Source organism: Streptomyces recifensis (assembly GCF_002154615.1).
Classification (GTDB): Bacteria; Actinomycetota; Actinomycetes; order Streptomycetales; family Streptomycetaceae; genus Streptomyces; species Streptomyces griseoluteus.
On the sequence record NZ_MUNH01000076.1, the window covers coordinates 1 to 20,384 of the forward strand.

Genomic DNA, 20,384 nt, shown 5'->3' on the forward strand with positions numbered 1-20,384 from the left:
AGTAGGACGCCGCCGAACTAATTTTAGGGAAAACCCCCGCACTTGGTGCGGGGGTTTTCTGCGTTCAGGACCCTTTTCCCTCCGACGAGGGAGGGGGGTGAATTCGCCTCAGAGGCGGCCTGCCGCCTTCAGTGCCACATACGCGTCGGCCAGTGCGGGAGCCAGTTCCTCCGGCGTCGCGTCCACCACCGTCACCCCATGGCGGCGAAGCTGTTCGGCAGTGCGCTGCCGTTCGCGCTGGGCCTGGGCGGCGGCTGCGGCCTGGTACACCGCGTCGATATCGCCTCTGCCCTGTGCCATGCGGGCGACATGAGGGTCGGCCACAGCGGCCACGAGGACCGCGTGGCGCTGGGTGAGCTGGGGAAGCACCGGCAGCAGGCCCTCCTCCACGGAGGCCGTGTCGAGCGATGTCAGCAGGACGATCAGCGAGCGGCGCGGTGCCGTACGCAAGGCGGCTGCTGTGAGGCCGCGGGCGTCTGTCTCGACGAGCTCCGGTTCCAGCGTGGCCATCGCGTTGACCAGGGACGGCAGGAGCTGGCCGGCGGACTTGCCCTGGACCAGGGCGCGAACCTGGCGGTCGTAGGCGAGCAGGTCCACGCGGTCGCCGGCGCGGGACGCGAGGACAGCCAGGAGCAGGGCCGCGTCCATGGCGGCGTCCAGGCGGGGCACATCATCCACGCGGCCGGCCGATGTGCGGCCGGTGTCGAGGACGAGGAGGATGCGCCGGTCGCGCTCCGGACGCCAGGTGCGCACAGCGACGGCGGACTGACGGGCGGTGGCTCGCCAGTCGATGGAGCGGGTGTCGTCACCAGGCACGTACTCGCGGAGGCTGTCGAACTCGGTGCCCTCACCGCGTGTCAGAACGCTTGTCCTACCGTCTAGTTCACGCAATCGAGCGAGTTTCGACGGGAGATGCTTTCGGCTGGTGAAAGGGGGCAAAACCCGTAGTGACCAGGGCACTCGGTGGGTGCCCTGACGGGAGAACAAGCCGAGGGGCCCGTAGGAGCGGATCGTGATGCGGTCGGCTTGGCGGTCGCCGCGGCGGGTGGGGCCCAACCGGCTTGTCACACGGCGTTGTTCGCCGGCCGGAATGTCCAGGCGGTGCCGGGAGCCTTCGACCTCGGTGCCCGGTTCCCAGCTGCTGGGTGGCCAAGCGTCCCGCAGTCGTCCCCGCAGCGGGCGGCGGGACGGGTTGGTGACGGTCAGAGTGATGTCGGCGGTTTCGCCGAGACGAGTGGAGGTGTCGCCGGAGCGAGTGAGGACCAGGCCTCGTACGGGCGCCGCGAGCGCGAAGTCACAGGCGCAGGCCAGGGCCAGGGAGCCGTTGACCGCGAGGATGCCCGTCCAGCTGGGCTCCAGCAGGCCGACGGGGAGGGAGCCGAGGGCCGCGACGAGGGCGGCGCGTCCGGTGAGCGGCATCAGCGGGGTACCGGGACCTGGGCCAGGACCGAGTTGATGACCGAGTCGGCGGTCACGCCCTCCATCTCCGCCTCCGGGCGCAGTTGGACCCGGTGCCGGAGTGCGGGCAGGGCCAGGGCCTTCACGTCGTCGGGAGTGACGTAGTCACGGCCGGTCAGCCAGGCCCAGGCGCGGGCGGCTGCGAGCAGTGCGGTGGCGCCTCGGGGGGAGACACCCAGGGTGAGTGAGGGGGACTGGCGGGTGGCGCGGCAGATGTCCACGACGTAGGCCGTGATCTCGGCGGAGACGGTCGTCCCGGCCACGGCCGCGCGGGCCGCTTCGAGGTCGGCCGGGCCGGCGACGGGACGCACACCCGCCGCGTGCAGGTCGCGGGGGTCGAAGCCCGACGCGTGACGGGTGAGGACATCGATCTCGTCCTCGCGGGAGGGCAGCGGGATCGTCAGTTTGAGCAGGAAGCGGTCCAGTTGGGCTTCGGGGAGGGGATAGGTGCCCTCGTACTCGACCGGGTTCTGGGTGGCCGCGACCAGGAAGGGTTCGGGGAGGGGGCGCGGAGTGCCGTCGACGGTGACCTGTCGCTCCTCCATGGCCTCGAGGAGGGAGGACTGGGTCTTGGGCGGGGTGCGGTTGATTTCGTCCGCGAGGAGGAGGTTGGTGAAGACGGGGCCGGGCTGGAAGGAGAACTCCGCGGTGCGGGTGTCGTAGACGAGCGAGCCGGTGACGTCGCTCGGCATCAGGTCGGGAGTGAACTGGACGCGTTTGGTGTCGAGTTCGAGTGCTGATGCCAGGGCGCGGACCAAGAGGGTCTTGGCGACACCGGGGACGCCTTCGAGGAGGACGTGGCCTCGGCACAGCAGGGCGACGACGAGTCCGGTGACGGCGGGGTCCTGGCCGACCACGGCTTTGGCGATCTCGGTGCGCAGGGTCTCCAGGGAGGCACGGGCGGTGGCCGCGTCCTCGGTGTTCCCGGCGCTGTCAGTGGTCGGGGCCATCATGAACGGCGTACCTCTCTTTCGAGGGCGTCGAGTCGGTCGGTGAGTGCGGTGAGGGCCGCGTCGTCGCGGGGCGGCGCTCCGAAGAGGGTTGAGTGCAGGGCCTGTTCCCCGCTGTCGGGGAGGCGCGCGGACAGCGCGGGGAGCAGTGCTTCCGGGGTGTGCGCCTGGGCGGCGGGGACGCCGACGAGCGGGGCGAGGCGGGTGCGGGCCGTGGAGCGCAGGGCGGCGGAGGCGCGGTCGCGGGCATCCGCCTTGCGGTAGAGACGGGCGCGGCCCTCGGTCGTCTCGGATGCGCGGATGACGACGGGCAGCCTCTCGGGGACGAGAGGGCCGAACCGGCGGCCGCGCCAGAAGGCGGCGAGGACCGCTGCGACGAACAGTTGCAGGGTGCCCCAGAGCCAGCCCGAGGGGAGCAGGTCGAAGAGGCTTTTGCGGCCGGTGTCGGCGGCGGAGGAGTCGGCGAGCGAGGGGAGGTACCAGATCAGATGAGGGCGGGACCCGAGGAGTTGCAGGGCGAGCGAGGCGTTGCCCTGCTTGTCGAGACGGTTGTTGAGAAGGATGTCGGGCGCGCCCAGGAGGACGGTGTCGCCGGTGCCCGAGGTCGCCGGGAGGCGAAGGAGGGTGGGGCGCCGCTCGCTGGGGTAGCAGGCGTCGGCGTCGTCGGCGGTGGTGCGGTAGCGGATGCCACCGGTCTCGGCGCTGCCTGCCCGGCGGGCTTCGGGGAGGGTGCAGTCGGGGTCGAGCGTGGTCTCGAGGGTGGTGACGGGGCTCGCGGTGACACCGGGGGCGAGGCGGCCGACGGACCAGTCGCCGGGGGCGACGAGCACGGTGCGGCCGCCGGAGGACGCCGTGGCCTTGGCCAGCCGGGTCTGTTGGCGGTGGGTCAGCAGGTCGGGTACGGCTACCACGAGGGTGGTGTCCGGGCCGACGGCCTCGCGTGCCGCGTCGAGGGTGGTGACCACGCGGGTGGTGACCCCTCGGTCGGCGAGGAGTTCGGCGACGGCCCGGCTGCCGCGGGGGTCGGCCGAGCGGGGGTCGAGGTCGCCGTGCTTTGTCTGGGAGCGGATGACGGCGATGGCGACGGCACCGGCCAGCAGCAGGACGACGGCGAGGGCGATCCCCCGGTTGCGGGTCCAGATCTGACGGGCGGTGAGGGCGGACGAGGTGGTCATCCGGTCTTCCCGTCCGGGGCGGCGCTGGTCACCAGGGCGGGGCGGGCGCGTTCGAGGTCGCTGTCGAGTTGGGCGATGCGTTGGTACGTCTGCTGGTCGGCGGTGCGGCCGCCGTATGTGACGTCGTCGAAGTGGCGGGCGGCGACGTGGAGTGCGTCCGCGTGGGCAGGGAGGGTGCGGCCGGCTTCGGCGGCGGCTTCGTCGGCGGTGCGGCCGGGGCGGACGTCGAGCAGGGCGCGTTCCTCCAAGGCGCGGACGATGGCCCGCATGCGTTCCTGGACCGCCTGGCTCCAGTGGCCCTGGGCGGCGTGCGCGTCGGCGGCGGCTCGGTGTTCGGCGGCGGTGCGCGGGCGTTCGTCGAAGAGCGGGGCGGCCGCGACGGGGCTGCGGCGCGGGGTGCCCAGCCGCCACCACAGGGCGGCCAGGACGGCGATGACGCACAGGACCACGACGAGGAGGCCGAGCGAGCCGCCCGGTGTCGCCGAGGCGGCCTTGGCGAGGAGCTTGCCGAGCCATTCCCAGAACGCGTTCAGAGCGCGCTGGAACAGGCTGGGGTCGTTCTCGTGGTACATCCGCTTGGCCAGCTCACGGCGGGCCGCCTCGCGGGCGGGGTCGCGCGGGATGGTCACGGGCGGTTCGTCGCCGGAACCGCGCGACGCGAAGGTGGTGAGGCGGGCGGCGCCGGACATGGCCGACGCCGCCGTGAGAACTCCCCCCGTCATGCTCACCGCATCAGCTCCCCGGCACCGGGCCGGGCGTGGCGCCGGGGGTGTAGCCCTGGACGCCGGCGGCGCGGGCCAGTTCGAGGTCGAGGGCCTCGCGGCGGATGCGCTGGTCGATGTAGAGGAGCACGGTGACCCCGGCCTTGACCGGCATGGTGAGCGTGGCGCCGATGACCGAGCCGATGCCGGTGATGAGGAGGAACGACCAGCCGGCCGGCTGGGCGCCGGTGCCCATCAGGGCGGTCATCTTCTCGCCGTTGACGGCGAACGCGATGACGGTGAAGGGGATCACCGCGATCCACGAGACCATGTTGGCGATGAGCCCGGCGAGGAACTGCACGCCGAGGACACGCCACCAGGAGCCCTGGACCAGCTTGGCCGACCGGCTCAGCGACTTCCACACCCCCTGTCGCTCCAGCATCAGGGCGGGCGAGGCGAGGGAGAAGCGGACGGTCAGCCAGATCACGACGACGACGGCCGCCAGGATGCCCAGGACGAGGAGGACGACGGCCGGTGCGTCGAAGCCCGCGACGAGCCCCACGACGAGGCCCGGCAGCGCGCCGGCGACCAGGACGCCGCTGGTGATGAGGGCCAGCAGCATGAGGAGACCGAGCAGCTTGAGGAGCTGGCCGCGGGACTCGCGCCACGCCTCGCCGACGCTGATCGGCTTGCCGAGGACGGCGCGGCTGGTCACCGTCGTGAGCAGCGCGGTGGCCACGATGGTGCCGACCACGGAGACCACGCCGACGAGCAGCGCACCGGCCGTGATCGAGCCGAGGGAGCGCAGTGCCTCGGCCGGGGTGACGTCGGGGTCGCTGAGCGTGCTGGTGGTGTCCTTCAGGAGGACGCCCTGGAGCAGGAGCGCGCAGAGCTCGGTGAGGACCGCCACCGTCAGGGAGATGCCGAGGACGGTGCGCCAGTAGGCGCGCATGGTGGAGATGGCGCCGTCGAGTATCTCGCCGATGCTGAGCGGGCGCAGCGGGATGACACCGGGCTTCGCGGCGGGCGGGGGACCGCCCCAGCCGTTGCCCCAGGCCGGGGGTCCGCCCCAGGTGACGGGCGGCTGGCCGCCCCAGCCCGCGCCCGGTGGCGGCGGCGGGGGTGCCTGGCCGGGGACGGGCGCGCCGGTGGGCGCCGACCACTGTCCGGGCGGCGGCTGACCCTCGGCCCACTTGGCCTCCGCGGCCTTGGCCTCCGGGGCTTCCGGGCCCTTCGCGTCCGAAGTCTTCGCGTCCGGGCTCTGCGGAGCCTCACCCGGCTGCGCGGGCTTGTCGGTGGGCGTGGGCTCGGCGGCGCCGGGCGCGCCGGTCTGCCGTTCCTCGGACGACGGGTCGGGTCCGGGCGAAGCCCAGCCCGGCGTGTCACTCATCGAAGCTCCTTCACGATGCCCGTCCGCGGTCGCGGCGGCAGGTTGGCAGCCATCGTGCCATGGCCGGGTCACGGTGTGACCTGGTGCGGTGGGCCCCGTACTCCATCAATTCTCCGCCGGATACGGGGCAGACTCACCGCATGGCTGATCAGCAGGCGCGACCCGGTGAGGACAAGCGGCCGAGCGAGATACCGGTCATCCGATGGGAGGAACCACCCGAAGGACCCGTACTGATCCTTCTCGACCAGACGAGGCTTCCGTCCGAGGAGGTCGAGCTGGTCTGCACGGACGCTTCCGCGCTGGTGGAGGCGATCCGTGCGCTCGCGGTGCGCGGCGCGCCGGTGCTGGGCATCGCGGGCGCGTACGGCGTCGCGCTGGCCGCCGCGCGCGGCTTCGACGTGGACGAGGCCGCCGAGGCGCTGGTAAGTGCCCGGCCGACGGCGGTGAACCTTTCCGTCGGCGTGCGCCGGGCCCTGGCCGCGTACCGGGACGCGCTGACCGCTACCGGCGACCCCACGGCGGCGGCGACGGCGGCGCTCGCCGCGGCGCAGGCGCTGCACCGGGAGGACGCGGAGGCGAGTGCGCGGATGGCCGCGCACGGTCTGACGCTGCTGGACGAGCTGATGCCGGGCGGCAGCTACCGGGTGCTGACCCACTGCAACACCGGTGCGCTGGTGTCGGGCGGTGAGGGCACGGCGTTCGCGGTGGCGCTGGCCGCGCACCGGGTGGGGCGGCTGCGGCGGCTCTGGGTGGACGAGACGCGCCCCCTCTTGCAAGGGGCGCGTCTGACGGCGTGGGAGGCGGCGCGCAGCGGGATGGCGTACACGCTGCTCACGGACAGCGCGGCCGGTTCGCTGTTCGCGGCCGGTGAGGTGGACGCGGTGCTGGTCGGCGCGGACCGGATCGCGGCCGACGGCTCGGTGGCGAACAAGGTCGGCAGCTATCCGCTGGCGGTGCTGGCGCGCTACCACCACGTGCCGTTCATCGTGGTGGCGCCGGTGACCACCATCGACCCGGACACCCCGGACGGGGCGTCCATCGAGGTCGAGCAGCGGCCGGGCTTCGAGGTGACCGAGATCCTCACGCCCCAGGCGTCGGCGGTGGGCGGAGGCGGCGGGGTGCCGTTGGCGCCGCTGGGCACGCAGGCGTACAACCCGGCGTTCGACGTGACACCGCCCGAACTGGTGACGGCGATCGTCACCGAGGAGGGCACCGTCTCCCCGGTCACCCCTCAGGCGCTCGCGGCGCTGTCCGCGCGGGCCCCGGCCACGCCGGCCGCCTGAGACCCGCACCGGCTGCCGGAGCCGCCCGCCCGTTCGGCCCCGGCAGCCGTCCGCTGCGCGGCAGGGGCAGACAGTGACCGCTCGGTACGACTATCGTCACAGGCCAGTGACGTGCCTCACCTGCGGCTCTGTCGTCGTTATGAGAATGGGATGATGTCGTTTATGAAGGGACGAGTCCTTGTCGTCGACGACGACACCGCACTGGCCGAGATGCTCGGCATCGTGCTGCGTGGTGAAGGTTTTGAGCCGTCTTTCGTAGCCGACGGGGACAAGGCGCTGGCCGCTTTCCGGGAGTCCAAGCCCGATCTGGTGCTGCTGGACCTGATGCTGCCCGGCAGGGACGGCATCGAGGTGTGCCGCCTGATCCGGGCGGAGTCCGGGGTGCCGATCGTGATGCTCACCGCCAAGAGCGACACCGTCGATGTCGTCGTGGGCCTGGAATCGGGCGCGGACGACTACATCGTGAAGCCGTTCAAGCCGAAGGAGCTGGTGGCCCGCATCCGGGCGCGGCTGCGGAGGTCGGAGGAGCCGGCGCCGGAGCAGCTCACCATCGGCGACCTGGTGATCGACGTGGCCGGGCACTCCGTGAAGCGGAACGGGCAGTCGATCGCGCTGACCCCGCTGGAGTTCGACCTGCTCGTCGCGCTCGCGCGCAAGCCGTGGCAGGTGTTCACCCGCGAGGTGCTGCTGGAGCAGGTCTGGGGTTACCGGCACGCCGCCGACACCCGCCTGGTCAACGTGCATGTGCAGCGACTGCGTTCCAAGGTCGAGAAGGACCCGGAGCGGCCCGAGATCGTGGTGACCGTCCGAGGTGTCGGCTACAAGGCCGGACCGAGCTGACATGTCCGGGGACAGCGCCGCTTCGGCTCCCGGCCGGCCCGGCGCCGGTCCGGGACGCGCGTCCGGCCGCGGTGCGGGGAATCCGCGCCGGGGCCGCCTCTTCACCGCCGCCCTCCTGAGCGGCGGTGTCCAGGGCAGTCCGGTCGTCCGGCTGTTCATCCGCTGGGTGCGCCGCCCGCTGCTGCCCGTCATGCGGCTGTGGCGGCGCAACATCCAGCTCCGGGTCGTCGCCACCACCCTGCTCATGTCGCTCGGTGTCGTGCTGCTGCTCGGCTTCGTCGTCATCGGCCAGGTGCGCAACGGCCTGCTGGAGGCCAAGGTCAAGGCGTCCCAGAGCCAGGCCACCGGCGGTTTCGCCGTGGCCCGGCAGAGCGCGGACGAGACCGCGGCTGCCACCCACGGCAGCACGGGCGGCAACGGCACCGACGGCCGGCAGTCCCAGAACGTCATCCAGTGGATGAGCGACCTCGTGGAGTCGCTGTCCAGCGGCGGTTCGGGCGCCTTCGACGTGGTCACGCTGCCCGTCGGTGACGACAGCGGCGGCGGCCGCAGCCCGCGTGGTTCGGGGTATGTCAGCCCGGCCGAGAGCGTGCCGGCGAGTCTGCGCGACCGGGTCAACAGCAGTTCCAGCACCGCCGCCGCGCAGAGCTACACCCGGATCGTCTACAGCAACCGCAAGGACTCCCAGCCCGCGCTGGTCATCGGCAAGCAGGTCAACGACCCCAACGGCCACCCGTACGAGCTGTACTACCTCTTCCCGCTCACGCAGGAGGAGAAGTCGCTCAGCCTGGTCAAGGGCACTCTGGCGACCGCGGGTCTGTTCGTGGTCGTCCTGCTCGGGGCGATCGCCTGGCTGGTGGTGCGGCAGGTCGTCACGCCGGTGCGGATGGCGGCGGGGATCGCCGAGCGGCTGTCCGCCGGGCGGCTGCAGGAGCGGATGAAGGTCACCGGCGAGGACGACATCGCGCGCCTCGGCGAAGCTTTCAACAAGATGGCGCAGAACCTCCAGCTCAAGATCCAGCAGCTCGAGGACCTCTCGCGGATGCAGCGGCGGTTCGTCTCCGACGTCTCGCACGAGCTGCGCACCCCGCTGACCACCGTCCGCATGGCCGCCGACGTCATCCACGAGGCCCGCGAGGACTTCGACCCGATGACCGCGCGGTCCGCCGAGCTTCTCGCGGACCAGCTCGACCGGTTCGAGTCGCTGCTCGCGGACCTGCTGGAGATCAGCCGGTTCGACGCGGGCGCGGCCGCGCTGGAGGCCGAGCCGATCGACCTGAGGGAGGTCGTCCGGCGGGTCGTCGGCGGCGCCGAGCCGCTCGCCGAGCGCAAGGGCAGCCGGATCCGGGTCGTGGGCGATCTGCAGCCCGTCGTCGCCGAGGCGGACGCCCGGCGGGTGGAGCGGGTGCTGCGGAACCTGGTGGTCAACGCGGTCGAGCACGGTGACGGCAAGGACGTGGTGGTCAAGCTGGCCAGCGCGGGCGGCGCGGTCGCCGTCGCGGTGCGGGACTACGGCGTCGGGCTCAAGCCCGGCGAGGCCACTCGCGTCTTCAGCCGTTTCTGGCGGGCCGACCCGGCACGCGCGCGTACCACCGGCGGCACCGGGCTCGGGCTGTCGATCGCGCTGGAGGACGCCCGGCTGCACGGAGGCTGGCTCCAGGCGTGGGGGGAGCCGGGCGGCGGCTCGCAGTTCCGGCTGACCCTGCCGCGTACCGCGGACGAGCCGCTGCGGGGCTCGCCGATACCGCTGGAGCCCAAGGACTCGCGCCGTAACCGGGGCCTGGACGACGGCGGCACGCCGCGTGGGGGAGCGGAGAAGCTGGCGACGGTCCCGGTGCAGCAGAACGGCGGCAACGCGTCCGCGCTGCCGCCGCGCCAGGGCGCCGCCACACCGGTGGCCGACCCGACGGCGCTGCCCGGCAACGGCAACGGCAACCGTGTCGTACCCCGGCCCGCGAACGGCGGACGGGGGCCCGACGACAGGACCGGCGCGCAGGTGCCCGATCCGCGTGCGGGCGGCGGCCCGGAACCGGCAGGGCAGGACTCGACCGAGGCAGGGGAGGCGTTCCGTGGTCGCTGACCGCGAGGGGGGCGCCCGGCGTACGCCGGGGCGCGCGGTGACATACGCGGTCTGCGGGGCCGTACTGCTGGGCGGCTGCGCCTCGATGCCCGACAGCGGGGATCTGCGCAACGTGGAGTCCACGCCCCGCCAGGACACGGGGGTACGGGTTTTCGCCGTGCCGCCCGCCGAGGGCGCTTCCCCCAGCGAGATCATGCAGGGCTTCCTGGAGGCACTGACCAGCGACGATCCGCACTATGACACGGCGCGCAAGTACCTCACCGCACAGGCGGCGCGTGCCTGGCAGCCGGAGAGGTCGGCCACCGTGCTCGCGGACGGGCCCGGCATCATGGCCGAGACCCCGCCGGCCGGCCGGGAGCCCAACACCGGGCGCGTGTACGCCCTGGCGGGTGACCGGGTGGCCACGGTGGACGATCAGCAGGCGTACGCCCCGGCGCACGGCGACTACCGCGCCAGGGTGCATCTGATCCAGGACCCCAAGAGCGGGCAGTGGCGCATCGACGCGCTGCCCGACGGTGTGGTGATGGGTAAGTCGGATTTCCAGCGCAATTACACGTCCGTCGACAAGTACTACTTCGCCAACCACACCAGGGCCGGGACGACCGGGGACCCCGTCGCGGTGGCCGACCCGGTGTTCATGCGCAGCAAGGTCGACCCGATGACCCAGTTGGTGAGCTCCCTGCTGCGCGGGCCCACCACCTGGCTCGGACCCGTGGTCCGGTCCAGCTTCCCGACCGGTACGGCGCTGAAGGACGGCACCACCGGGCTGACCCCGGACGACGAGAACAACCTGACCGTGCCGCTGAACGCCAAGGCGGCCCACGTCGGCCCGGCCCGCTGTACGGAGATGGCGACCCAGCTGCTGTTCACACTGCGGAACCTTGCGCCGACCCTGGAGTCGGTCGACCTGCGCGGGCCGGGCGGGGACCAGTTGTGCGACCTGACGGAGAGCCGCGCGGACTCCGTCGCCTGGCATGCCTCCGCGCAGAGCCCGGACTACCTCTACTACCTCGACGGCAAGCACCGGCTCGCCCGGCTGCCTGCCTCCGGCGCGGGCACGGGTGGGACCCCGGTGCCGGGCGCGTTCGGCGAGGGCACCAAGCAGCTCGGCTCGGTCGCCGTCTCGCGGGACGAGCGCACGGCGGCCGGGGTCAGCGCGGACGGCAGGTCCCTGTACGTGACCCCGCTGGCCGCCTCCGTCCCGCTGGAGCCGCCGGTGCTGACCAGCCAGGGGCCCGGCGCCGACACCCGGCTCAGCAGACCCGGCTGGGACGCGCGGGGCGACCTGTGGGTGGCCGACCTGAACCCGGCCCGGCCCCAGCTCTACGTCGTCCCGCAGGGCACCGGCAAGCCGGTCGCGGTGACGCTGCCGGAGCTGCCCGGCCCGATCCGGGACGTGCGGGTGGCAGCGGACGGTGCGCGGGTCGCGCTGGTCGTGGCGGTCAAGGGCGACAGGCAGTCCCTGCTCATCGGCCGGATAGAGGGCGGCGACAGCGTGAGCGCCGAAAGCGACGCGCGGAGCGGAAACGGGGACACCCCGGCCGAGCCGCCGGCCGTCGTCGACCCGCGTCCGGCCGCGCCCGACATGGAGCAGGTCACCGCGCTGTCCTGGGCCGGTGACAGCCGCCTCGTCGTGGTCGGCCGCGAGCAGGGCGGAGTGCACCAGATGCGCTACGTGCAGGTGGACGGCTCCGCGCTGGAGGGTCCGGCGCCGGCCGCGCTGTCGCGGGTCAAGGCCATCGCCGCCGCCGAGGACGACCGGGTGCCGTTGGTGGCCTACTCGGAGGACGGGATCGTCCGGCTGCCGTCCGGGGCGCAGTGGCAGAAGGTGGACAAGGACGGGACGGCGCCGGTCTACCCGGGATAGCAGTGCGCTGACCTGGGGGTTCCTGGGCTTCTCACTCGTGCGGGTGAGGGGTGTCGGGCCCCGGTCGGGGTTGTCCACAGGGGTGTTTTCCACAGGGGTGGCCGGGTCGGCCGGGCCTCGGCACAGTGATGGGCATGCGGGGATGGATGCGGGACCTCAGTGACCTGGCGCTGCCGACCGAGTGCGGCGGCTGCGGGTCACCACCGGCTGTGCTGTGCGCACGGTGCCGGGCGCTGCTGGAGCGCGCGGAGCCGCGCCGGGTGCGGCCGGTCCCCGAGCCGGCCGGGCTGCCGGTGGTGCACGCCGCCGCTCCGTACGCACGGGAGGTGCGGGCGCTCCTTCTCGCACACAAGGAACGGGGCGCGCTGGCGCTCACCGGGGCGCTGGGCGCGGCACTGGCGGGAGCCGTGCGCGCCGGGCTGGGGACGGAACCAGGCCGAAGTACGGCGGAGTCCCGGGCGGGACCGGTGATCCTCGTGCCCGTGCCGTCCGCCCGCTGGGCCGTGCGAAGGCGGGGGCACGACCCGGTGCGGCGGATGGCGCTGGTGGCGGCCGGGCGGCTGCGGCGGGCCGGCGTCCCGGCGCGCGTCGCCGCCGTGCTGCGGCAGCGGCGGCCGGTGGCCGACCAGGCGGGGCTGGACGCCCGGCGGCGCAGGGAGAACCTCGCGGGCGCGCTGGAGGTGCGCGCGGGCGGCGCGCACCTGCTCGCCGGCGGAGGGGTCGTGCTCGTCGACGACCTGATCACCACCGGCGCGAGCCTGGCCGAGGCGGCGCGCGCCGTGCGCGCGATGGCCGGAACACGCTGGGAGCGGGACATGCCTGTGTATCCCGGCGCAACTCGGGAAGGTAGGGAGGAACGACGGACCGGGCCGCGATCGCAGAGAGGAAAGTCGGTGCCTGGGGCACCGGAAATGGGGCCGACGGACATCATCGGAAGGGTCGTCCGGGCAGCGGTGATCGCCGCGCCCAGTGATTCTTTCGAATAAGCGGGGAACCGACCAAGAACGTGCGTCGTTGCAGGTAGCGAGGGGAGTAATTCACCTGATCGGAGGTACGCCTCAGTAGAGGGTGACGACATCCGTCCGGGCGAGATATGTTCGGTTGTGAGGAAAGGCCCAGGCCACACCTCGCATATCCGATTGCCGTGCCGCGGGTTTTCCGCGAACCCACGCGCGACGGGGATGGATTCTCGCCCATGGGGGAGGAGGAGGTGGAAGTCACCGAGTCCGAGGTTCCGGGGCTCACCGGGACCTGGTGCGAAAGGGAGACGCTCCGCCTAGAGCGTGAGCGATCCGGGAACGGAGTTCTGCGTGGACATCGTCGTCAAGGGCCGCAAGACCGAAGTACCTGAGCGGTTCCGCAAGCACGTGGCCGAGAAGCTGAAGCTGGAGAAGATCCAGAGGCTCGACGGCAAGGTGATCAGCCTCGACGTCGAGGTGTCCAAGGAGCCCAACCCCCGTCAGGCCGACCGCTGTGACCGGGTGGAGATCACGCTCCACTCCCGCGGTCCGGTGATCCGGGCGGAGGCGTCGGCCAGCGACCCGTACGCGGCCCTCGACATGGCCGCGGAGAAGCTGGACGCACGGCTGCGCAAGCAGCACGACAAGCGAGTCGTGCGCCGGGGCGCACGACGCACCCCGGCCGCCGAAGTACCCGACGTCGTCCCCGGCGTGGCGACGCTCTATCCCGACGGTGAGCCCGCCCCGACCGCCGAGTCCGACGGGGTGCCCACCAAGAAGATCGGCTCGCTGGAGGTCAAGGGCGACGGCCCGCTGATCGTCCGCGAGAAGACCCACGTCGCCTCCCCGATGAGCCTTGACCAGGCCCTCTACGAGATGGAACTGGTCGGCCACGACTTCTACTTGTTCGTCGACTCCGAGACCAAGGAGCCGAGCGTCGTCTACCGGCGGCACGCCTACGACTACGGCGTCATCCACCTCAACACGGACCCGATGGTGGCGGAGGCGCAGCCGCCCGCGGCGGGTGACACGCTGGGCGGCTGACCTGCCCGGCGGGAGCGGAGACGGTGCCCCTGGGACGCGTGTGCGCTCCCAGGGGCACCGGTGTGCGACCAGTTCGCCCCCCTGTGCGTCACCGCTGGGGCGCCGGAGCATGAAATCATGACCGCACCGGCCCAACCGGTGGGCCGCTGCCTTGGGTTGGCGATGGCACGGAATCACGGGCCACAGCCTTCAGGGGGAGGAACGATGGCGGACACCTTCGGACCGATGCGCGACGCGGGCGCCGACGACGGCGTCATCGGCGTGGAGCCGGACCTGGACCTCGAACGCGAGGAGCCGATCCGGGTGCTGGTGGTCGACGATCACGCGCTGTTCCGCCGCGGTCTGGAGATCGTGCTCGCGGCCGAGGAGGACATCCAGGTCGTCGGCGAGGCAGGGGACGGCGCCGAGGCGGTGGACAAGGCGGCCGACCTGCTGCCCGACATCGTGCTGATGGACGTGCGGATGCCGAGGCGGGGCGGGATCGAGGCGTGCACCTCCATCAAGGAGGTCGCCCCCAGCGCGAAGATCATCATGCTGACGATCAGCGACGAGGAGGCCGACCTCTACGACGCCATCAAGGCGGGTGCGACCGGTTACCTGCTCAAGGAGATCTCCACCGACGAGGTGGCCACCGCCATCCGCGCGGTCGCCGACGGGCAGTCGCAGATCAGCCCCTCCATGGCGTCCAAGCTGCTCACCGAGTTCAAGTCGATGATCCAGCGCACCGACGAGCGGCGGCTGGTGCCCGCGCCCCGGCTGACCGACCGGGAGCTGGAGGTGCTCAAGCTCGTCGCCACCGGGATGAACAACCGGGACATCGCCAAGGAGTTGTTCATCTCGGAGAACACCGTGAAGAACCACGTCCGCAACATCCTGGAGAAGCTGCAGCTGCACTCCCGGATGGAGGCGGTCGTCTACGCGATGCGCGAGAAGATCCTGGAGATCCGCTAGGAGAGCGCGCGGGCCAGCTCCAGCGTGAGCGGCGCGCGGAGTTCGGGGGCGTCGACCCGCTCCACCCGTACGTCCGTGCAGCCCACCCAGGACGCGGCCTCCAGAAGGGCCTGGGCCACGCCCGGTACCGCCTTCGGGCCGTCCAGCGTGACCTGCCGCGCCACCAGCGTGCGGCCCTCGCGCGCCGGGTCCACCCGGCCGATCAGCCGCCCGCCGGAGAGCACCGGCATCGCGAAGTAGCCGTACACCCGCTTCGGCTTGGGGACGTACGCCTCCAGGCGGTGGGTGAAGCCGAAGATCCGCTCCGTGCGTGCCCGTTCCCAGATCAGGGAGTCGAACGGGGAGAGCAGCGTGGTGCGGTGGCGGCCTCGCGGGGGCGTCGCCAGCGCGGCCGGGTCGGCCCAGGCGGGCTTCCCCCAGCCCTCGACCTCGACCGGCACCAGCCCGGACCCGGCGATCACCGCGTCGACCTGCTCGCCCCTCAGGCGGTGGTAGTCCGCGATGTCGGCGCGGGTGCCCACGCCCAGCGCCTCGCCGGCCAGCCGGACCAGGCGGCGCAGGCACTCGGCGTCGTCCAGGTCGTCATGGAGCAGTTCCTCCGGGATCGCGCGCTCGGCCAGGTCGTACACCCGCTTCCAGCTCCGGCGCTCCACGCAGACCACCTCGCCGTACATCAGCGCGCGCTCCACGGCGACCTTGGTGCCGGACCAGTCCCACCAGTCGCTGGTGCGCTTCGCGCCGCCCAGCTCGGTGGCGGTGAGCGGGCCTTCGGTGCGGAGCTGCTTGATGACCTGTTCGTACACGCCCTCGGGCAGCTGGTGGTTCCAGTGCGGGCGGTCGCGGTAGGCGCGGCGGCGGAACGCGAAGTGCGGCCACTCCTCGATGGGGAGGATGCACGCGGCGTGCGACCAGTACTCGAAGGCGTGGGGCGCGCCGGAGGCCGGGGTGTGCCAGTAGGCGGACTCCACGGACGGGCGGCCGACCGCGCCCAGACGCGCGTACGGGATCAGCTCGTGGGAGCGGGCCAGTACCGAGATGGTGTCGAGCTGGACCGCGCCCAGCGCCCGGAGCACCCCGCGCGCGCCCGAGCGGCGGTCGGGCGCGCCGAGGAAGCCCTGGGCCCGCAGGGCGAGTCGGCGGGCGTCGTCCGCGGTGAGGGTGACAGCGGGGCGCGGCAGGGTCGTCATGACGGGGACCATAGAGGGTGCCACTGACAGTCCCCGCCGACCTGCGCTTTCACCTCCGACGACCGGGCAGGGGCGGGCAGATACGGCAGCGAGGAGCGCAGCCCGAGGTCCGAGGGGAGCAGCGAGCCCACCCACGAGTCCCGCCGGATGCCCCTGCTGCCCACGCCGGCACGCAGGACACCCTCGACGGTGAAGCCGAGCCGTTCGGCCACCGCGCGCGAGGCGCTGTTGCCGACCTCGGCGCGCCACTCCAGCCGGTCCACCGAGAGCGCGGTGAAGGCCCAGCGGGCGACGGCGGACGCCGCCTCGGTCACGTACCCCCGGCCACGGTGCTCGCGCGCGGCCCAGTAGCCCAGCTCGCCGTGGCCGGGGCCGCGCATGACGACGCTGAGCATGCCGGTCAGCTCCCCGGCGGGCAGGAAGGCGCCGAAGGTGTACATCGAGTCGTCCGCCCAGCTCTCCGGCGCGGTGCCGCCGACGAACGCCTCGGCGTGTTCCCGCAGGTAGGGCGAGGGGAAGGAGGAGATCCAGCGCTGGATCGCCGGGTCCTGGGCCGCCGCGAACACGGCCTCGGTGTCGTCCGGACGGACGGCGCGCAGCAGCAGGCGTTCGGTGGTCAGTACGACGGGGTCCATCCGGCGAGTGTGCGCGGACCGGACATTCCGCGCCAACGCATTTCGCCCTGCGTGAGCGACGTGTCACCATTCGCGCAAATCATCGTCGTGGCGCGGCACCATCCGTGGTCCCCGGACGTTGTTCGGAGTGGAAGGACCACTGCGCCGCCGGGCCTCCCGGCGTGGCGGGGTCCTCGCATACGATGGCCGTTGCTCAATCAAGTCTTATGGAAACCCGACCGTCCCAGGCCCGACCGGCAAGGAGACCACCCCCCGTGTCCGTCCTCTCGAAGATCATGCGTGCAGGCGAAGGCAAGATCCTGCGCAAGCTGCACCGCATCGCGGACCAGGTCAACTCCATCGAAGAGGACTTCGTCGACCTCTCCGACGCCGAGCTGCGGGCTCTCACCGAGGAGTACAAGCAGCGGTACGCGGACGGCGAGAGCCTGGACGACCTGCTCCCCGAGGCGTTCGCCACCGTCCGCGAGGCCGCCAAGCGCGTCCTCGGCCAGCGTCACTACGACGTGCAGATCATGGGCGGTGCGGCCCTCCACCTCGGTTACGTGGCCGAGATGAAGACCGGTGAGGGCAAGACCCTCGTCGGCACGCTCCCCGCCTATCTGAACGCCCTTTCCGGCAAGGGTGTCCACCTGATCACGGTCAACGACTACCTGGCCGAGCGCGACTCCGAGATGATGGGCCGCGTCCACAAGTTCCTCGGTCTCGAAGTCGGCTGCATCCTGGCCAACATGACGCCGGCCGAGCGCCGCGAGCAGTACGCGTGCGACATCACCTACGGCACGAACAACGAGTTCGGCTTCGACTACCTCCGCGACAACATGGCGTGGGCGTCGGACGAGCTGGTGCAGCGTGGCCACAACTTCGCCATCGTCGACGAGGTGGACTCGATCCTCGTCGACGAGGCCCGGACGCCGCTGATCATCTCCGGCCCCGCCGATCAGGCCACCAAGTGGTACGGCGACTTCGCCAAGCTGGTCACCCGCCTGAAGAAGGGCGAGGCCGGCAACCCCCTCAAGGGCATCGAGGAGACCGGCGACTACGAGGTCGACGAGAAGAAGCGCACCGTCGCCATCCACGAGTCCGGTGTCTCCAAGGTCGAGGACTGGCTGGGCATCGAGAACCTCTACGAGTCGGTCAACACCCCGCTCGTCGGCTACCTGAACAACGCCATCAAGGCCAAGGAGTTGTTCAAGAAGGACAAGGACTACGTCGTCATCGACGGCGAGGTCATGATCGTCGACGAGCACACCGGCCGTATCCTCGCGGGCCGCCGTTACAACGAGGGCATGCACCAGGCGATCGAGGCGAAGGAGGGGGTGGACATCAAGGACGAGAACCAGACGCTCGCCACGATCACCCTCCAGAACTTCTTCCGCCTCTACAAGCGCCACGACCAGCAGGGCAAGGAAATGCCGGGTCTCTCCGGCATGACCGGTACGGCGATGACCGAGGCCGCCGAGTTCCACCAGATCTACAAGCTCGGCGTGGTGCCGATCCCGACCAACCGGCCCATGGTCCGCAAGGACCAGTCGGACCTGATCTACCGCACCGAGGTCGCCAAGTTCGAGGCGGTCGTCGACGACATCGCCGAGAAGCACGAGAAGGGCCAGCCGATCCTGGTCGGCACCACCTCGGTGGAGAAGTCGGAGTACCTCTCCCAGCAGCTCAGCAAGCGCGGCATCCAGCACGAGGTGCTGAACGCCAAGCACCACGAGCGGGAGGCGTCGATCGTCGCGCAGGCGGGCCGCAAGGGCGCCGTGACGGTGGCCACCAACATGGCCGGCCGCGGTACCGACATCAAGCTCGGCGGCAACCCCGAGGACCTCGCCGAGGCGGAGCTGCGCCAGCACGGGCTCGACCCCGAGGAGCACATCGAGGAGTGGGCGGCCGCGCTGCCCGCCGCGCTGGCCCGGGCCCAGCAGGCGGTGAAGGCCGAGAAGGAAGAGGTCGAGCGGAGCGGCGGCCTCTACGTCCTCGGCACCGAGCGGCACGAGTCGCGCCGCATCGACAACCAGCTCCGCGGCCGCTCCGGCCGTCAGGGCGACCCCGGCGAGTCGCGGTTCTACCTCTCGCTCGGTGACGACCTGATGCGCCTGTTCAAGGCGCAGATGGTCGAGCGCGTGATGGCCATGGCCAACGTGCCGGACGACGTGCCGATCGAGAACAAGATGGTCACCCGCGCGATCGCCTCCGCGCAGTCGCAGGTCGAGCAGCAGAACTTCGAGACGCGCAAGAACGTCCTGAAGTACGACGAGGTGCTCAACCGGCAGCGCGAGGTCATCTACGGCGAGCGGCGCCGCGTCCTGGAGGGCGAGGACCTGCAGGAGCAGGTGCAGCACTTCATGAACGACACGATCGACGCGTACATCGCGGCCGAGACCGCCGACGGTTTCCCCGAGGACTGGGACCTCGACCGGCTCTGGGGCGCCTTCCGGCAGCTCTACCCGGTGAAGGTCACCATCGAGGAGCTGGAGGAGGCCGCGGGCGACCGGGCCGGTCTCACCGCGGAGTTCATCTCCGAGTCCATCAAGGACGACATCCACGCCCAGTACGAGGCGCGTGAGGAGCAGCTCGGCTCCGAGATCATGCGTGAGCTGGAGCGGCGGGTCGTGCTGTCGGTGCTGGACCGCAAGTGGCGCGAGCACCTCTACGAGATGGACTACCTCCAGGAGGGCATCGGCCTCCGCGCGATGGCGCAGAAGGACCCGCTGGTGGAGTACCAGCGCGAGGGCTTCGACATGTTCACCGCCATGATGGAGGGCATCAAGGAGGAGTCCGTCGGCTACCTGTTCAACCTGGAGGTCCAGGTCGAGCAGCAGGTCGAGGAGGTCCCGGTGGAGGCCCAGCCGGTCGGCGAGGGCGTCCAGGACACCGTGCCCGCGCAGGTTCCCGCTGGAGCGCGTCCGGAGATCCGCGCCAAGGGCCTCGACGTGCCGCAGCGCCGTGAGCTGCACTTCTCCGCGCCCACCGTGGACGGCGAGGGCGGCGTCATCGAGCGCGACCTCGAGGACGACGAGCCCATCCGCTCCGAGTCCGACGGCCTGACCCGAGCGGAGCGCCGCCGCCAGGCGAAGGGCGGGCGGCGCCGCAAGAAGTAGCGGGCGCGGTTTCAGCAGTGACTCGGGGCCGGACCCTCCCTCGCGGGGGCCCGGCCCCGAGTCGTGTCGTATCCGGCGCCTGGGGGCCGGTGCGGTACCGCTCGGACGGTCCCTGACGCCGTCCAGGAGCCCGTCAGGACGCCGCGGCACGCCGGGGCGATGGAGTGGCCAGTTCCACGGCTGTGCAGCGCCAGCGGAGGTCCTCGGATTGTTCGAGGCGGAAGGCGAGGGCGCGGAGGTGGGTACCGGCGGCGATGCGGGCGAAAACCTCCAGGGCGCCGGAGCGGGGGACGAACCAGCCGAGGTCGTGGACGGTGGGGCGGGGGCCGTGGGTGCGGAGAGGGGCGCGCTCGGCCAGGCGCACGAGGTCGTCGTAGGCGGAGCCGGCGGTGTGGCGGAGCATCCAGTGGACCGGGCGCTGGCCGCTCAGGACGGCCAGCAGGCGGTCGGCGATCTCCTCGATCCGCTCGCGCAGCCCGGCCTGGCTCTTGCCGCCGTCCAGGCGCTCGCCGCCGATGACATAGGTCGGGGTGCCGGTGACGCCGATCGCCTTGCCCTCGGCCTGGTCGGCGTCCACGATCAGGATGTGCCGCCCGTCGATCAGGGCGACCTCGAATTCCTCGGCGTCCAGGCCGAGTTCGCGGGCCGTGTCCACCAGCACGGCCTCGCCCCGCCGGTCCAGCTCCGCGGTCCGCGCCAGCACCGCCTCGATGTACGGCCAGCCCTGCCCCTGCTCCACCGCCTCCTCGGCCGCCTGGGCGGCGGC

The 20,384-nt window shown here is 72.0% G+C and carries 16 protein-coding genes; 8 read left to right on the top strand and 8 right to left on the bottom strand.

Annotation, left to right across the window (positions count from 1 at the left end; all coding sequences use genetic code 11):
• Positions 1–108: 108 nt before the first annotated feature.
• From CCN33_RS05050 to CCN33_RS05070, 5 genes are read right to left on the bottom strand one after another with little or no spacing between them, the layout of a single operon-like run.
• Entirely contained in the window at positions 109–1,419 is a 1,311-nt protein-coding gene (locus CCN33_RS05050; protein WP_086691541.1) for a DUF58 domain-containing protein, read from the bottom strand.
• Positions 1,419–2,411 carry an AAA family ATPase gene (locus tag CCN33_RS05055; RefSeq protein WP_167387775.1) on the bottom strand — a complete coding sequence of 331 codons (993 nt, stop codon included), beginning with the start codon at positions 2,409–2,411 and terminating at the stop codon, positions 1,419–1,421. Before CCN33_RS05055 ends, CCN33_RS05050 begins: the two co-directional genes overlap by 1 nt.
• Positions 2,408–3,583, bottom strand: coding sequence for a DUF4350 domain-containing protein (locus tag CCN33_RS05060; protein WP_086691545.1), 1,176 nt, complete (start codon positions 3,581–3,583; stop codon positions 2,408–2,410). The genes CCN33_RS05055 and CCN33_RS05060 overlap by 4 nt, the downstream gene beginning before the upstream one ends.
• Positions 3,580–4,311: a DUF4129 domain-containing protein gene (locus tag CCN33_RS05065; protein WP_401127319.1), complete on the bottom strand. Its 732-nt coding sequence runs from the start codon at positions 4,309–4,311 to the stop codon at positions 3,580–3,582. The genes CCN33_RS05060 and CCN33_RS05065 overlap by 4 nt, the downstream gene beginning before the upstream one ends.
• Before the next feature lie 4 nt (positions 4,312–4,315).
• A complete protein-coding gene (locus CCN33_RS05070; protein ID WP_086691549.1) occupies positions 4,316–5,674 on the bottom strand; it encodes a DUF7847 domain-containing protein in 1,359 nt (452 codons plus the stop codon).
• A gap of 140 nt (positions 5,675–5,814) precedes the next feature.
• Between CCN33_RS05070 and mtnA the strand changes: the two genes are divergently transcribed.
• The 7 genes from mtnA (at position 5,815) to CCN33_RS05105 (ending at position 14,698) form a co-directional block, all read left to right on the top strand.
• Complete coding sequence (gene mtnA, locus CCN33_RS05075; RefSeq protein ID WP_086691550.1) at positions 5,815–6,957, top strand: S-methyl-5-thioribose-1-phosphate isomerase; 1,143 nt, start codon at positions 5,815–5,817, stop codon at positions 6,955–6,957.
• 150 nt (positions 6,958–7,107) lie between these two features.
• Positions 7,108–7,797 carry a two-component system response regulator MtrA gene (mtrA, locus tag CCN33_RS05080; protein WP_190045392.1) on the top strand — a complete coding sequence of 230 codons (690 nt, stop codon included), beginning with the start codon at positions 7,108–7,110 and terminating at the stop codon, positions 7,795–7,797.
• A 1-nt stretch (position 7,798) separates the two neighbouring features.
• On the top strand, positions 7,799–9,877 hold the full coding sequence (gene mtrB, locus CCN33_RS05085) for an MtrAB system histidine kinase MtrB (RefSeq protein ID WP_208621659.1): 2,079 nt from the start codon (positions 7,799–7,801) through the stop codon (positions 9,875–9,877).
• A complete protein-coding gene (locus tag CCN33_RS05090; RefSeq protein ID WP_208621660.1) occupies positions 9,867–11,744 on the top strand; it encodes an LpqB family beta-propeller domain-containing protein in 1,878 nt (625 codons plus the stop codon). The genes mtrB and CCN33_RS05090 overlap by 11 nt, the downstream gene beginning before the upstream one ends.
• A gap of 134 nt (positions 11,745–11,878) precedes the next feature.
• Positions 11,879–12,730: a ComF family protein gene (locus CCN33_RS05095; RefSeq protein WP_086691567.1), complete on the top strand. Its 852-nt coding sequence runs from the start codon at positions 11,879–11,881 to the stop codon at positions 12,728–12,730.
• A gap of 324 nt (positions 12,731–13,054) precedes the next feature.
• A complete protein-coding gene (gene hpf / locus CCN33_RS05100) occupies positions 13,055–13,747 on the top strand; it encodes a ribosome hibernation-promoting factor, HPF/YfiA family (protein WP_107483898.1) in 693 nt (230 codons plus the stop codon).
• Between the two features lie 204 nt (positions 13,748–13,951).
• On the top strand, positions 13,952–14,698 hold the full coding sequence (locus CCN33_RS05105; RefSeq protein ID WP_086691555.1) for a response regulator: 747 nt from the start codon (positions 13,952–13,954) through the stop codon (positions 14,696–14,698).
• On the opposite strand, the gene CCN33_RS05110 is transcribed toward CCN33_RS05105, so the two are convergent.
• Positions 14,695–15,885: a winged helix-turn-helix domain-containing protein gene (locus CCN33_RS05110; RefSeq protein ID WP_086691569.1), complete on the bottom strand. Its 1,191-nt coding sequence runs from the start codon at positions 15,883–15,885 to the stop codon at positions 14,695–14,697. The two genes, CCN33_RS05105 and CCN33_RS05110, sit on opposite strands and share 4 nt — an antisense overlap.
• On the bottom strand, positions 15,882–16,520 hold the full coding sequence (locus CCN33_RS05115; RefSeq protein WP_086691558.1) for a GNAT family N-acetyltransferase: 639 nt from the start codon (positions 16,518–16,520) through the stop codon (positions 15,882–15,884). The genes CCN33_RS05110 and CCN33_RS05115 overlap by 4 nt, the downstream gene beginning before the upstream one ends.
• Positions 16,521–16,774: 254 nt before the next feature.
• Between CCN33_RS05115 and secA the strand changes: the two genes are divergently transcribed.
• Entirely contained in the window at positions 16,775–19,618 is a 2,844-nt protein-coding gene (secA, locus tag CCN33_RS05120; protein ID WP_086691560.1) for a preprotein translocase subunit SecA, read from the top strand.
• Between the two features lie 133 nt (positions 19,619–19,751).
• Here secA and CCN33_RS33710 read toward each other — a convergent pair.
• Positions 19,752–20,384 (bottom strand): Rv3235 family protein (locus tag CCN33_RS33710; RefSeq protein WP_425275826.1); only part of this gene is annotated, 633 nt, incomplete at its 5' end.